This is a genomic window from Vibrio rotiferianus CAIM 577 = LMG 21460 (assembly GCF_002741985.1).
Lineage (GTDB): Bacteria > Pseudomonadota > Gammaproteobacteria > Enterobacterales > Vibrionaceae > Vibrio > Vibrio rotiferianus.
In genome coordinates this window covers 88,468-102,033 of sequence record NZ_APHW01000014.1, presented here as the reverse complement: position 1 = coordinate 102,033, position 13,566 = coordinate 88,468, and the positions used below count along the sequence as shown (strand labels likewise).

The 13,566-nt window shown below is 44.8% G+C and carries 13 protein-coding genes and 2 pseudogenes; 5 read left to right on the top strand and 10 right to left on the bottom strand.

The annotated features are described in order from the left end of the window. The first annotated feature begins 182 nt into the window (after positions 1-182). Positions 183-1,592: an MATE family efflux transporter gene (locus B853_RS06770; RefSeq protein ID WP_038884730.1), complete on the top strand. Its 1,410-nt coding sequence runs from the start codon at positions 183-185 to the stop codon at positions 1,590-1,592. Between the two features lie 71 nt (positions 1,593-1,663). Here the strand turns inward: B853_RS06770 and cysS are convergent, their stop codons facing one another. Then, positions 1,664-3,037, bottom strand: coding sequence for a cysteine--tRNA ligase (gene cysS / locus B853_RS06765; RefSeq protein WP_128826833.1), 1,374 nt, complete (start codon positions 3,035-3,037; stop codon positions 1,664-1,666). Positions 3,038-3,429: 392 nt separating this feature from the next. On the opposite strand from cysS, the gene B853_RS06760 reads away from it, so the two are divergent. Next, the gene (locus B853_RS06760) at positions 3,430-5,367 is read left to right on the top strand and encodes an LTA synthase family protein (RefSeq protein WP_038887704.1); all 1,938 of its coding nucleotides are present in this window, start codon (positions 3,430-3,432) and stop codon (positions 5,365-5,367) included. Here B853_RS06760 and B853_RS06755 read toward each other — a convergent pair. Next, positions 5,364-6,581 (bottom strand): MFS transporter, encoded by a 1,218-nt coding sequence (locus B853_RS06755; RefSeq protein ID WP_050569025.1) that lies wholly within the window; start codon positions 6,579-6,581, stop codon positions 5,364-5,366. The two genes, B853_RS06760 and B853_RS06755, sit on opposite strands and share 4 nt — an antisense overlap. 101 nt (positions 6,582-6,682) lie before the next feature. Between B853_RS06755 and B853_RS06750 the strand changes: the two genes are divergently transcribed. Both B853_RS06750 and B853_RS06745 read left to right on the top strand, forming a co-directional pair. Further along, positions 6,683-7,381, top strand: a complete 699-nt coding sequence (locus tag B853_RS06750; RefSeq protein WP_038887705.1) for an AraC family transcriptional regulator — start codon at positions 6,683-6,685, stop codon at positions 7,379-7,381. Between the two features lie 255 nt (positions 7,382-7,636). Next, on the top strand, positions 7,637-8,017 hold the full coding sequence (locus B853_RS06745; protein ID WP_038887707.1) for a hypothetical protein: 381 nt from the start codon (positions 7,637-7,639) through the stop codon (positions 8,015-8,017). Positions 8,018-8,130: 113 nt separating this feature from the next. On the opposite strand, the gene B853_RS06740 is transcribed toward B853_RS06745, so the two are convergent. From B853_RS06740 to B853_RS06730, 3 genes and pseudogenes are all read right to left on the bottom strand, one after another. Then, entirely contained in the window at positions 8,131-8,703 is a 573-nt protein-coding gene (locus tag B853_RS06740; protein WP_038887709.1) for a hypothetical protein, read from the bottom strand. A 193-nt stretch (positions 8,704-8,896) separates the two neighbouring features. Next, positions 8,897-9,262 (bottom strand): hypothetical protein, encoded by a 366-nt coding sequence (locus B853_RS06735; protein WP_038887710.1) that lies wholly within the window; start codon positions 9,260-9,262, stop codon positions 8,897-8,899. A 244-nt stretch (positions 9,263-9,506) separates the two neighbouring features. Beyond that, positions 9,507-10,022, bottom strand: a pseudogene (locus B853_RS06730) (NAD(P)-dependent oxidoreductase); the annotation flags it as partial. A gap of 94 nt (positions 10,023-10,116) precedes the next feature. Here B853_RS06730 and B853_RS06725 point away from each other — a divergent pair. Beyond that, a pseudogene (locus B853_RS06725) lies at positions 10,117-10,221 on the top strand (helix-turn-helix domain-containing protein); the annotation flags it as partial. Between the two features lie 45 nt (positions 10,222-10,266). On the opposite strand, the gene B853_RS06720 reads toward B853_RS06725, so the two are convergent. From B853_RS06720 to B853_RS06700, 5 genes are all read right to left on the bottom strand, one after another. Then, positions 10,267-11,055, bottom strand: coding sequence for an IS3 family transposase (locus tag B853_RS06720; RefSeq protein WP_128826832.1), 789 nt, complete (start codon positions 11,053-11,055; stop codon positions 10,267-10,269). 47 nt (positions 11,056-11,102) lie between these two features. After that, positions 11,103-11,411 carry a transposase gene (locus tag B853_RS06715; protein WP_038884526.1) on the bottom strand — a complete coding sequence of 103 codons (309 nt, stop codon included), beginning with the start codon at positions 11,409-11,411 and terminating at the stop codon, positions 11,103-11,105. Between the two features lie 167 nt (positions 11,412-11,578). Then, the gene (locus tag B853_RS06710) at positions 11,579-12,337 is read right to left on the bottom strand and encodes a hypothetical protein (protein ID WP_038887996.1); all 759 of its coding nucleotides are present in this window, start codon (positions 12,335-12,337) and stop codon (positions 11,579-11,581) included. A gap of 50 nt (positions 12,338-12,387) precedes the next feature. Beyond that, positions 12,388-13,239, bottom strand: coding sequence for an IS3 family transposase (locus B853_RS06705; protein ID WP_170001015.1), 852 nt, complete (start codon positions 13,237-13,239; stop codon positions 12,388-12,390). After that, positions 13,236-13,544 carry a transposase gene (locus B853_RS06700; RefSeq protein WP_004413754.1) on the bottom strand — a complete coding sequence of 103 codons (309 nt, stop codon included), beginning with the start codon at positions 13,542-13,544 and terminating at the stop codon, positions 13,236-13,238. Before B853_RS06700 ends, B853_RS06705 begins: the two co-directional genes overlap by 4 nt. Positions 13,545-13,566 lie beyond the last annotated feature (22 nt).

Sequence of the window (13,566 nt, the reverse complement as noted above, 5' to 3'; positions counted from 1 at the left end):
CCAAAACTGCTGGCGCTTTTTTATCCGAAACTCATTTCGCAATCGTTTCTCTGTGATCCAAATTACATATTGAATGGCAGAACAAAAGTCCGTATATTGCGCCTGCCTACGCGGCACACCCTACAATGCACAACGCCATCCTGCTTCCACTGGTGCATTGATATTGGTGTTTAACTACATCCATGCAAAACACACCTTCCTCTTTTTCTCGTTTTTTTAAAGAATCGGGCGCTTTGTTACACCTATCGATCCCTATCATTCTGATGCAACTTGCCACTCAGTCGATGGGCTTTATCGATACCACAATGGCAGGACAAGTGAGTGCTGCCGACCTCGCTGCGATCGCACTTGGCACCAGTTTATGGCTACCCGTTTCGCTATTGCTTCGCGGCATCATCATGGCATTAACACCTGTCGTGGCTTACCATCGCGGCGCACAAAGTTTGGATAACGTGCGTATCGCGTTTATTCAAATGCTTTGGTTGTCGGCGTTCGTTAGCGCAATTTTGATTGTTTACTTGCTACTTGGTGAAACCATTCTCGTTGGCCTAGGCGTTGCACCTGAGATCATTCCTATCGCGAGTGATTATGTTGTTGCGTTGGCATTTGGTGTTCCCGGCATTGCGCTTTTCTACACTTTGAATGGCTTTTGCGAAGGGATGAACAACACTCGCGCACCCATGCTGATTTCGGTGATTGGTTTGTTGGTAAACATCCCTGTTAACTACATTCTGATTTACGGCAAATTCGGCATGCCGGCTCTGGGTGCGGTTGGTTGTGGCTGGGCAACGAGCTTGGTTTACTGGCTGATGTCTGCCCTACTGTTTAGCTACATCAAACGCCATCATCACTACAAAAACATTCTGCACTTCGCTGAGCTAAAGCCGATATGGCAAGAGATCAAACAACTCTTCAAACTCGGTATGCCGATTGGTTTGAACATTGCGGTTTGTGGCAGCATCTTCGCGGTTATTGCCCTATTGATTGGTCGTATTGGTGCAGAAAACGTTGCTGCGGCGCAGATTGCACTGAACATTTCTAGCATGACGTACATGATCCCAATGAGCCTTTCATTTGGTATCACGATTCGCGTTGGTCATGCATTGGGTGAACAAAAGCTTGAAACGGCCTCTCACCGTAGTTTGGTTGGCATTATTACCGCTGCGCTACTGTCGTTGGTTTCAGTCGGCTTCTTCTTGCTGTTCCCTGAGTGGATCATTCGTTTGTACACAACAGATCCTGTGGTTTCAGCAACAGCGGCTACTCTGCTGATGTTTACTGCGATGTACCAATTCAGCGATGCACTACAGACCTCTGCGAACGGCGCTCTGCGTGGCTACAAAGATACTAAGATCCCGATGATTCTGGCGATTCTTGCCTACTGGGGCTTAGCGCTTCCACTGGGTATGTTACTGGGTATCACCGATGAAATCGTTCCTGCAATGGGCGAAGAAGGCTTCTGGATTGGTATCGTGACCGGCTTAACCACCGCTGCGATGGCAATGCTAATTCGCTTGACGCTGGTGATCAAGAAGTACAATCAAACCGCAGAAGTGAATACGGCTTCGCAACCTGAGTTAGCGATTCAATAGCGACGAGAGCGTTGATCGTTTTCAATTAGAAAGGCTCACTATCGCAGTGAGCCTTTTTGTTTTCTGGCTTGCTAACCTTGTTTGCTCACCGTTGAGCTATTGCCGGCATCGTTGATTCTATAGCCGAGCTCAGCGACTTGCTGGCGGATTTCGTCGGCTTGTTGATACTCCTTCTGCTTTTTCATTTGCAGTCGCAATTCGACCAGCTCCAAGATCTCGCGAGGGACTTCCTCTTCTTCTACTTTATCAAGCTCCAAACCAAACACACGGTCAAAATAGCGCGCCGTTGCCTTTTTATCTGCATCGTTTAATGCACTTCCAAGCAACTCCCACATTAGTGCCATCGCTTGTGGCATGGCTAAATCGTTGTTGATGAGTGACATAAAACGCTCAACATACGTTTGGTCGACTTTGCCACCTTCTGGTAATGCCGATACTCTCGCTTTCAGGCGCTTCAAAGCCGTTTGTGCCGCGTCCAAGCTCTCCCAAGTAAAGCTCAAATGATTGCGATAATGACCGGTCAGCACCAGATAGCGGTAAGCTAAAGGGTCATAGCCTTTCTCGATTAATGCTTCAAGACGAAGTGACGTACCGGATTTGGAGATCTTCTCTTTATTAAGTTGAAGGAAGAAGCCATGCAGCCAGTAATTCGCTTGTACGTGCCCATTCTTTGCTTGGCATTGGGCAATTTCGTTAGTGTGGTGAACAGGGATATGGTCTTCCCCACCGACATGAATATCGAACACTTCCCCAAGGTACTTCTCTGCCATCGCAGAACATTCAATGTGCCACCCCGGAAAGCCCACTCCCCAAGGGCTTTCCCATTCCATTTGTCTTGGTGTATCGCCGCTAAACTTCCAGAGTGCGAAATCAGTTGGACTCTTTTTCTCTGCCATTTCGACACGAATGCCCGCTTCTAACCCCTCGCGGTCCAATTTGGCAAGTTTTCCATAATCCGGAAGCTTCGCTGAATCAAAATAAACGCCATCAGAGGTTTGATAGGTGAAGCCCTTTTGTTCAAGCTCTAGGACGAATTCAATCTGTTCTTGAATGTGCTCAGTAGCGCGACAAATGATTGATGGTTTGATGATATTCAAGCGATTAAGGTCATCCAAAAACGCGTCTTCAAAGTACTTTGCAATTTCCCAAGCAGACTTGTTCTGTTTTCTCGCGCCCTTTTCCATTTTATCTTCACCGGTATCGGCGTCAGACACCAAGTGGCCAACATCCGTGATGTTCATAACGTGGTTTATGTCGTAGCCGTTGAGCTCTAACGTGCGCCTTAGCACATCAACAAAAAGGTAGGTTCTCAAGTTCCCTGCATGCGCATAGTCGTACACCGTCGGACCACATGCGTACAAACCAACTTTACCTGATTCGATGGTATGGAACGGCTCAAGGGTGCGCCCCATTGTATTAAAGAGTTGTAATTTCGGCTGGCTCATATTGTTATTCCTTTAAATGCAAAAAGGCCGCGGATGAAAACACCTGCGGCCTTTGGTATGTCTTTATGGTTTTTTGCTAACTAATAGCTACGCGAAAGCCGCCGCACGTCTTGGGAGGTGCAGCAGCAACAATCAGTCGAGATAGAAATAGTTAAGCGTTTCATAGTCCCCACATTAAAAAAGAAAAAGATAAAAATCAACCAAGTGCTAATTTGCCTCTTAAATGACAATAATTCGCGGCAAGTAGCCTTCACATACTCTCCCTTACAAAGTCATACCAATCATTACAATTAAATCTATAAATAAGCCTTATATTTCACGTTTGCTTCACGTTTTGTTTGGTACAAAACGCACCATAAAAATTAGACACATCAGTAAATTAGGGAATATTTATGAGAAAGCCCACATTTGGGCCTTTGCAGCCTATCGCTGTATTTGCGCTATTTTCGCTTGCTTTTCTTTCCGTTTCGCGGATTTTACTTGCCGTTTGGCTTTCTGACCGAATCGAATCTTTTAACGACTTAATCTACATTCTTGGTCAAGGGCTCCGTGTTGATTTTGCAACCATTTGTTGGCTGTTCATCCTTCCTGGCTTGCTATCTGCCCTATTGCCCGTAAAAGGAAAAGTTGGCGATTGCTGGAAGTGGGTATTACGTTGCTGGATGGTTGCAGGGCTATGGATCTTGGTTTACATGGAGCTCGCAACCGCACCATTTATTCAAGAGTACGATCTACGCCCTAACCGCTTGTTTGTTGAATACCTCATTTATCCAAAAGAGGTCTTCAGCATGCTTTGGACTGGTTACAAGTTAGAACTATTTATTGGTACTCTTGGTACTGTAATTACACTTTTCTTTGGCTGGAAGTGGAGTAAAAAGCTCACTGATAACGCCCAACAAGTTAATTGGAAGTGGCGCCCTGTGCTTGCGATTTTGGTGGTTTTGATTGGTGTTGCTGGCGCTCGTTCATCTCTAGGCCACCGTCCACTAAACCCTGCAATGGTCGCGTTTTCTAATGACCCGCTGATGAACGATTTAGCACTTAACTCTTCTTACTCATTATTGTTTGCTGTGAACAATATGAAATCAGAAAAGAACGCAGAACAGTTCTACGGCAAGATGGACGATCAAAAGATGCTCGACATCGTTCGCACCTCTTCTGCGAAGTCTGATTTTGACCCATCAGCTCTTCCAACAATGAACACGAATAAAGCGACTTACCAGGGGAAGCCAAAAAACTTGGTTATCTTGCTACAAGAAAGTTTGGGAGCACAGTTCGTAGGCTCACTAGGTGGCCTTCCACTAACTCCTAACTTCGATAAACTGATGGCTGAAGGTTGGCAGTTTACGGAAATGTACGCAACCGGAACGCGCTCTGTTCGTGGTATCGAAGCGGTAACAACAGGTTTCCCGCCATCACCATCGCGAGCAGTTGTAAAACTAAGCAAAAGCCAAACAGGTTTCTTTACTATTGCCGGTTTACTGAAAAACCGCGGTTACCACACTGAGTTCATTTATGGTGGTGAAGCAAACTTCGATAACATGAAAACCTTCTTCTTCGGTAACGGTTTCGACCAGGTTGTGGAAGAAAAGGACTATGAGAACCCTGAATTTGTTGGCTCTTGGGGTGTAAGTGACGAAGATCTTTACACTAAAGCAGACCAAGAGTTTGAGCGCTTATCTAAAACTGACAAGCCTTTCTTCAGCTTGGTATTCACCTCAAGTAATCATAGCCCTTATGAGTACCCACAGGGTAAAATTGAGCAGCACGATGATGAGTACATGACGCGAAATAACGCGGTTAAATATTCTGACTATGCTCTGGGGACATTCTTTGACAAAGCAAAGCAGTCTTCATACTGGAATAATACAGTGTTCATCGTCATTGCTGACCATGATGCTCGTGTATTTGGCGCTGACTTGGTGCCCGTGAAGCACTTCCACATTCCTGCGTTGATCATTGGTAAAGACATCCAACCGCGTAAAGATGACCGTATTGCGAACAACATCGATATGCCGCCAACACTATTGTCACTTATCGGTATTGATGCCAAAACACCGATGATTGGTCGTGACTTGACTAAGCCTCTGGCACGTGAAGATGAGCGAGCAATGATGCAGTACGATAAGAACTTTGGTTACTTAACCCGAGATAATCTAGTGGTGTTCTCACCGGGTAAGAAAGTCTCCACAATGGAATATGACTTTGTTAACCAAACTATGAAGCCAATTCAAGTTGACCCTGCCGTGATAGAGCGCGCTAAGGCCAACGCTCTATTTGCTTCAAAGGCGTATCAAAATAACTGGTATTCTTCTAAAGTAACTAATTAGATAAGAATAAGGAGCGCAACCTGCGCTCCTTTTTGTTTCACTAATGTGGTGCTATCCGTTTTTCTTTTGCTTGAAGAAGGCATCATCAATGCGCTCAGTGATGCAAGCCCCATCCCACCAGCAAGGATGAAATACATCAATACAAACTCTTGTGTATGGGCATAAGTCGCTGCGATAAGCCAATACGCGATAGGTCCAGTACTAAAGCTCAATGTGTACTTAACGGCATAGATTCTTGAGCGCCATTTCGCATCGGAATAACGGCCAATAAGCCAATCGTTCACTGGTATTTGCGCGTATGTGCACAGCATCAAACCAACAAACACGAAAACCAATGACCACTCATGAGTAACCGTCGCCAATAGCAGGAATAACAACTGTCCACCAGCAATGCAGGCGAGCAGCTTCTTGATATCAACGCGATCTATTAGTTCACCAACAACAAGCTGAATAAACGCGGCACAAACAAAAATCGATGTGGTTAACGTGCTTGAAAGGCTCAATGATTGGCTAAATTGTGCATCCATAATTTTAGGCAACGAGGTCGTAGTAGATTGAAAGACCAAACCACCGAAGAAGACAATCACCGCAGCACAAGCGAACAACACGTTGAGTTGTCGCGAAGGCATTGTTACGTTGTCACTTATATTTTTCGCATGCTCTATATCAGTAACACCTTTCGATGCAAACCAGTACACGACGCCAGTTAATAAACACACAAGACCTGGAATATAAAATGCGGCTTGCCAAGCGAACCATTGACACAACAAAGCGGTTCCAATTGCCGCAAACGCCAAACCTAAGTTACCTGCTAGTCCATTTACTGCGATAGCCCTGCCTGTTTTGTTTGCAGAACTGAATATAAGTGCGATACCGACGGGATGATAAATCGCTGCAAACAAGGCTATGGCACAAAGCCCCAATCCCATTTGCCATGGCGTTTGCGCAAGAGCAGTAAATAACGCAGAGGTGCCCATCCCAAAGTAGAAAACGAGCATCATGCCTTTTCGGCTCCAACGATCCGCTAGCCAACCAGCCGGTAGCGACATCACGCCATAAACCAACATGGCTGCACTTCCTACTTGAAGTAGTGTGGCGTAACTCATGTTCCATTCTTTATGCAGCGTTAGTACGACAGAAGGAAAAATGAGCAAGAAGTAATGATTGAGCGCATGCCCCACATTGAGGACACCAGCGTGAAAGGAACGGTTCATCTCGACTCCAAACCAAATAAAGGAAAGCTAATTAATGACAAGCTCAGTTTATCTGGCTAGCATTTGGCGTATAGATTCTATTGAGACAGGTTATTGCTCAAATGAGCCAAGACGTCAAAGCCATCAGTTTGGATACCAACATCAATTGCTTAGAGGCGGTGGTCATTCCCAAGCACTACGCCAATGGACACGTCATTGATTGGCATTGCCATCGGCACAACCAATTGGTGTACGCCAGCAGTGGTGTGATGGCGGTCGAGACAGAATCCAAGTTATGGGTCGTTCCGCCTCAGAGAGCGGTGTGGATCCCAGCGCATGAGAGCCACAAGGTGTACATGTATGGCGATGCGGCGATGAAAAATGTCTACTTGTTGCCAAGCATCGATACTGAGCTGCCAAATCAGAGTGATGTTCTAAATGTGTCACCAATGCTGCGTGAGATGATCATTCATCTTTCTGAGCAAGCATCCATTCAGGTCCCTCTTCCCAACGACGCCAAGCTCGGATTGGTTTGTAACTCGCTATTGGACAAGCCTGCGGACAATCGTTCATTAAAGCAATGGGCCGAAGAAATTAACGTCAGCAGTCGTACTTTGAGCCGCTTGTTTCGTAATGAAGTTAGCATGTCTTTCATCGAGTATCGTCAACAAGTAAGGTTGTTCCACTCTCTGACTTTGTTGGCGCAAACTCACCCTGTCACTACCGTGGCATTAGAGTGCGGCTTTACCAGCGTAAGTGCTTTTAATCATCTATTCAAACAAAGCTTTGGGGTGACACCGGGTCGCTTCTTTATCAATTAATATTGAATATTGAGGACGAATAAAGCCCGCATTTGATGCAGAGTTTGAGCTTTTGGATACTCCGAGGTCCTGACAGTCCTATTATCTGAAGATTCTACCAGACTCACCATTCGCGTATTTACTCACTAACAAAGCGTAAATAATCAGAAAAATCGTTTAATAATGTGCTTTTTAGGCATTCCCATTCAGACTTCAATAAATTAGACTCAATCAAACGCCCAAGAAGTTTGAATTATTGATAAAAAAGGAATGCCAATGAGCTCAAGTATGATCCTTAATGAATCGCTGATTGAAAGTGGCCGTGATATCCCACTAAAAGAATTGTTGTATGCGAAGCGTGTACTTGATAATTACATGGCTGTGGCAAAAGAAACTAGCCCATTAGAACTGTTGACTGAAATGAAATCGGCAGCGAAGCAAGTAGAATACTTCACTACCGATGATAACCCATGCGAAGCGCGTAACGTCATCAGCAGCATGATCGACGAGATTGACAGTGCAGAGTCGTTTGACGCATTCAAAGCATTAGCGGGTAAGCCCTCTCAAGCGTTGAATGAACTAATTGAAGATCGTGCCAAGTTGATTAAGCATGAGCGTGAACTGCTTTTAGCTTCAGGTTACGAAAGTTGTAACTAGGAGATCAAGAAGACAAAACTAGCCAGCCCTATCTATAGTAGGCTGCGTATCAATATGCTTACGCAGCCTATCCTTCTCGTAATACCTTGTGAAGCAGTTGTTGTCTGATTAGCTCAACAATCATTCCAATCTTGAACATTTTTATATGAACTTAAGTCCTGCGAGGCTAAGTTAAAATCATCTAATACTTTAAACATACCTATGTTTTCACTAGGCTGAAGATAAAGAGAAACAGGGGCAGATTTTATGGGTTGCTCATAGCGGACACACCCATTAACGATGGTAATCCCTAAGCTATATTCTTTATCACTTTGTCCTTCAGCCCTTTCAGTGCGAATTTTATTGAGACTAGCGGTCAAGCGAGATAAATCTTGGTCGGATAATAACAACGTGTACAAACGCTCATTTATACGTAAGTCTTCCAACACCTCTTCACTTGGGGTAGAAGCTACGTCCAAAACTAGTGGAAATATTTCCTGTGCTTTCCCGCCATTGTCAGATGATGTGATCTTGAGATCCTCTTCTGTAACTTCAAAGTATTTCGGTGTCTTTGTTACGACCTTGACTTCGCTGGGGACCACGCCAAGAACATCAAGTGTCATCAACTTGTAGATACTTGTAATTGGAACTGATACGTACCCCAGGAGCGTGGTTAATGACAATATTCCTTTTAATAACAGTCTCATAGAACTCTCCTTGTTTAGAAAGCCTATATGACCAAGTGCAGATTAATTGATTCAATTCATTCAGGATGACTATATAGGTAACTCTTTGTCTGTCAGCTCACGACCAGTCTTACCTCTGTACGCTCGTACAACAAATAGGAGAGATTTCTAGGTGAAAACCAATACACCCAAAATACTCAACTCATATGTTGAGTTAAGGGTTATTGGCAATTTTCTGGAAAAATAACAAGAGCTCAGAACAAACATACTGGAGTAATAGGTCCTCTTCAGTACAGGATAAGTCCAAGTGAAGCTTGGTAGTGTCGCCCTTCCCAGAAACATCACGCAGTAAATTTCGTCGACCACCACCAATGGTGGGAATGTCTAACAAACGCAACAACACTTGCGCTTGCTCCGAAGCTTCCTCAAATACTAAATCATGCTGATACTCGAGGAAAACCTCATGATTATTCACTGTGCACTGGCAACGGTCTGGTTTGAAGTACTCGCCAAACTGCCCTTCGAGTTGAGCGATATTTTCCGAAACAGTAGCAAGACGATCATTGAGTTCACTTAACATTTGGCCACCTTTCTTGTCAGTCAGTGCTTATATTAAAGCTCATGAATTCAGGTTTAGCCCTATTTTTGAAGATCTTGGTTTATGCTCAGTACACAGCTATGCATTTTCTCACTCAAACTAGCTGGCATACCCTATGAGTTAAAGCGTAAAAAAGCTACTAATGTACAGCGCCACTGCGCCATAAACACGAAGCCCAACGCATAGTAAAAATGACACACGTTACGATTCATTCTTAAACAGACTGCTATGTGTAATTTTCTATATACTTCATTAAGGACTCTGTCGGTTCAAACAAAGGACTAATTGGAAGATTAAGATTTAGCTTTTCAATTTCGACTGCCGAAGAACCATGGCATTTCTCAAAGTCACTCCAACTGCTCTCGTGAACCTGCTTTACGACTTGAAAGTCGAGTAGCAATTGAGAGAATGCTTCGGGGCTATACCCCTTAGTCTCAGCAATAAAGTGTTGTGTAGCTGGACGTTTACCTCGAACCAGTGCCAAATAAAATCGCGCAATATCATAAACATGGATATATTGGTTGTATCCTTGAGATGGTATCGCTACTTGGAGAGTTTGGTCAGATAAGGAATCTACAATACGCTTTAGCTGACACTTTTCACCACCATAAACCAAACTAGGACAGTAAACGACATGCCACTTCTTTTTGATAGCGTAGTCTATTGTAACTGTATCCGGTTTCACCGCCGCTAGAGGCTTAAGCCTAAATTCTTTAAGGTCATTGTGAGAGGCACTGCCAAATCTTAGATTCAAGTACGAAGTGCGACACCCCAGAAAATTAAAACAGTGAGATGTGCTATTCATAAGTTTTACTCCCGCCAAGAAGTGAAAAACCATGAATTACACACACCTCACTGAGAATGAAAGGTATATGATGTCCGCACTTAGAAAGCAAGGCATTAGTGTCGTCAACATCGCTAAAGAGCTAGGGCGTCACAAGTGGTGTACCCCACAAAAAGTAGACAGTACATAACTACATACTTTTTTACTCAACTGGGCTGACATGCCCCAACGCTGAGTGTCTTCTTCTACGATTGTAAAATACCTCAATGTATTCGAAGATGCCCATTCGGGCTTCTTCGACAGTTTGATAGTCTTCTGCGTATATCAGTTCGACTTTCAGTCGACTGTAGAACGACTCCATCACCGCATTATCCCAGCAGTTACCCTGCCGACTCATGCTCGGTACACCTCCATGCTTGCGCATGAAGTCTTGATATTTATATGCTCTGTATTGTACACCACGGTCCGAGTGGATAATGACGCCCTTAGGCGGCTTACGTGACTCAAGCGCCATTTTTAGGGCATTGGTGATGAGCTCGACGGTCATCGTTGTCCCCAGCGACCAACCCACAATACGCCTTGAATGCAAGTCCATCACTGTCGCTAAGAAGAGCCAACGGCTCTTCACCCAGATATACGTGATGTCCGTGACCCACTTCTGATTTGGTGTCTCAGATACAAAGTCTCTACGCAGTAAGTTGTCAGCAACATTCGTCATCGCAGCCACATCCTTGCTGTATTTAAACCCTTTGCCATTACGTGCCCTGATACCTTTTTCCTTCATAATATCAGCCACATAATTCACGCAGCAGGCATGGCCTGCTTCGTTGAGCTCTTCGGCTATTCGCACTGAACCGTAACGTGCCCGATATTGGGGAAAGGTACACATGACGAGCTGTTCAAAGCGCTCTCGCCGCTTTGAACGCTCGCTCGGCGTATGATGACACCACTTGTAGTAACCACCTCGACTCACCTCTAACGTACGACACATTAAGCTAATCGAGCACTAGCCGGTATAGCTTTCAATGAACTCGTACTTCACTCTTGCTGCTTCGCGAAGTACGTCGAGACCTTTTTTAGGAATTCCATTTCATCTTTGAGTCGCTTGTTCTCGCGCCTTAGCGCTCGAAGCTCTTCGGACTCTTTCTTCGAATAATCGACACCATCTAAGGTATTAAGCTGTTTATCAGATAGGCGTGTGAACTGGCGCTTCCAGTTCCGGATCTGCTGGGCACTGATGCCCAGTTCCTTGGCAACGGAGACGGCTGTTCGGCCAGGAAGACTGGCCAAGCGGACTGCTTCTTTACGGAACTCTTCGGTGTACGCTGGATTACGATGTTTAGCCATAAATCACCTCTCAATTAGACCCTAGATCTAACTTAGTAAAGTGTCTACTAAACGTGGGATACTCGGATACGTAACGCCGCATTAAGGTGTGAGCAGCGCTTGGCTATACTTGAGCGAAGCGAAACTGCCAAGCGTTGCGAATCACTCTTAAATGCTTTGTTATATTTTTAATTCAACGCAATCTTTTCAACTACCTTTAGAAGGAATTTACGCCCTTCCTCGGACTTAAATATATTGATCAAGGTCTCCTTAATCTTTCCTTTATTAAGTTTTAACCACATTGATTTAGGATACTTAGGTGCATTTTCACTGGCTTTATCTATGGCTGAACGCAGTGCTTCAATTTTTGCCTGAGAAATATCGCACTGTTCTTGAAGCTCTTCAACACGTTGGTACAACCTTTCAAGGTTCTCCTTTAACGAGGTCACTTCATTCTCTGTGAACTTCTGATTAGGTTTGTCAATATCATGCGGAAAAATCGCTTCTACTTGTTTTTCTAGTTCCGCATCGCTGTATTCTGGTTGGTTGTAGATTGATAACAACTCAGCTTCTATATTATTAGCCCAAACAGGCAATCGCTGGATAAAGCTAGTTAAGTTAAGAAAAGAAATCGTATCTGTAGCTTTTACAGAACCCGGAGATTCCGTCGAGACATACTTATTCTTTGTGACGGTTTTAGTATCAGGCTCACCATAATGCGTACCGCGCATAGGAGCAAGCATTTCGTCTTCCATATCCCTGTGAAGCTGTAACGTTTCTTGGTATTCAATCTCTTCAAGCGAGATCTTGAATCCGTCATGATGCTTAAACTTAATGGAGACCAATTCACCATAAGAAGGATATGTTATTTCCACATCCTCTAAGCTGAACTGTGTTTTACAAAGGGCCTCTTCAATTTGAAGCCGAAAGGTATTATTTACTTGCACCCTATCCTCCTAAAAATTGGTGTATCCCACAAAAAGTAGACACTACATAACTACATACTTTCGTACTCAACTGAGCTAACGTGCCCCAACGCTGAGTGTCTTCTTCTGCGATTGTAAAATACCTCGATGTACTCGAAGATGCCCATTCGGGCTTCTTCGACTGTTTGATAGTCTTCTGCGTATATCAGTTCGACTTTCAGTCGACTGTAGAACGACTCCATCACCGCATTATCCCAGCAGTTACCCTGCCGACTCATGCTCGGTACACCTCCATGCTTGCGCATGAAGTCTTGATATTTATATGCTCTGTATTGTACACCACGGTCCGAGTGGATAATGACGCCCTTAGGCGGCTTACGTGACTCAAGCGCCATTTTTAGCGCATTGGTGATGAGCTCGACGGTCATCGTTGTCCCTAGAGACCAACCCACAATGCGCCTTGAATGCAGGTCCATCACTGTCGCCAAGAAGAGCCAACGGCTCTTCACCCAGATATACGTGATGTCCGTGACCCATTTCTGATTCGGTGTCTCAGATACAAAGTCTCTACGCAGTAAGTTGTCAGCAACATTCGTCATCGCAGCCACATCCTTGCTGTATTTAAACCCTTTGCCATTACGTGCCCTGATACCTTTTTCCTTCATAATATCAGCCACATAATTCACACAGCAGGCATGGCCTGCTTCGTTGAGCTCTTCGGCTATTCGCACTGAACCGTAACGTGCCCGATATTGGGCAAAGGTACACATGACGAGCTGTTCAAAGCGCTCTCGCCGCTTTGAACGCTCACTCGGCGTATGATGACACCACTTGTAGTAACCACCTCGACTCACCTCTAACGTACGACACATTAAGCTAATCGAGTACTCGCCGGTATAGCTTTCAATGAACTCGTACTTCACTCTTGCTGCTTCGCGAAGTACGCCGAGACCTTTTTTAGGAATTCCATTTCATCTTTGAGTCGCTTGTTCTCGCGCCTTAGCGCTCGAAGCTCTTCGGACTCTTTCTTCGAATAATCGACACCATCTAAGGTGTTAAACTGTTTATCAGATAGGCGTGTGAACTGGCGCTTCCAGTTCCGGATCTGCTGGGCACTGATGCCCAGCTCCTTGGCAACGGAGACGGCTGTTCGGCCAGGAAGACTGGCCAAGCGGACTGCTTCTTTACGGAACTCTTCGGTGTACGCTGGATTACGATGTTTAGCCATAAATCACCTCTCAATTAGACCC

What these genes read in the sequence shown, in the direction of transcription:
- B853_RS06770 (WP_038884730.1), top strand. Translation starts at nt 183, where the DNA reads ATGCAAAACACACCTTCCTCTTTTTCTCGTTTTTTTAAAGAATCGGGC.
- cysS (WP_128826833.1), bottom strand. Translation starts at nt 3,037, where the DNA reads ATGAGCCAGCCGAAATTACAACTCTTTAATACAATGGGGCGCACCCTT.
- B853_RS06760 (WP_038887704.1), top strand. Translation starts at nt 3,430, where the DNA reads ATGAGAAAGCCCACATTTGGGCCTTTGCAGCCTATCGCTGTATTTGCG.
- B853_RS06755 (WP_050569025.1), bottom strand. Translation starts at nt 6,581, where the DNA reads ATGAACCGTTCCTTTCACGCTGGTGTCCTCAATGTGGGGCATGCGCTC.
- B853_RS06750 (WP_038887705.1), top strand. Translation starts at nt 6,683, where the DNA reads ATGAGCCAAGACGTCAAAGCCATCAGTTTGGATACCAACATCAATTGC.
- B853_RS06745 (WP_038887707.1), top strand. Translation starts at nt 7,637, where the DNA reads ATGAGCTCAAGTATGATCCTTAATGAATCGCTGATTGAAAGTGGCCGT.
- B853_RS06740 (WP_038887709.1), bottom strand. Translation starts at nt 8,703, where the DNA reads ATGAGACTGTTATTAAAAGGAATATTGTCATTAACCACGCTCCTGGGG.
- B853_RS06735 (WP_038887710.1), bottom strand. Translation starts at nt 9,262, where the DNA reads ATGTTAAGTGAACTCAATGATCGTCTTGCTACTGTTTCGGAAAATATC.
- B853_RS06720 (WP_128826832.1), bottom strand. Translation starts at nt 11,055, where the DNA reads ATGTGTCGTACGTTAGAGGTGAGTCGAGGTGGTTACTACAAGTGGTGT.
- B853_RS06715 (WP_038884526.1), bottom strand. Translation starts at nt 11,411, where the DNA reads ATGGCTAAACATCGTAATCCAGCGTACACCGAAGAGTTCCGTAAAGAA.
- B853_RS06700 (WP_004413754.1), bottom strand. Translation starts at nt 13,544, where the DNA reads ATGGCTAAACATCGTAATCCAGCGTACACCGAAGAGTTCCGTAAAGAA.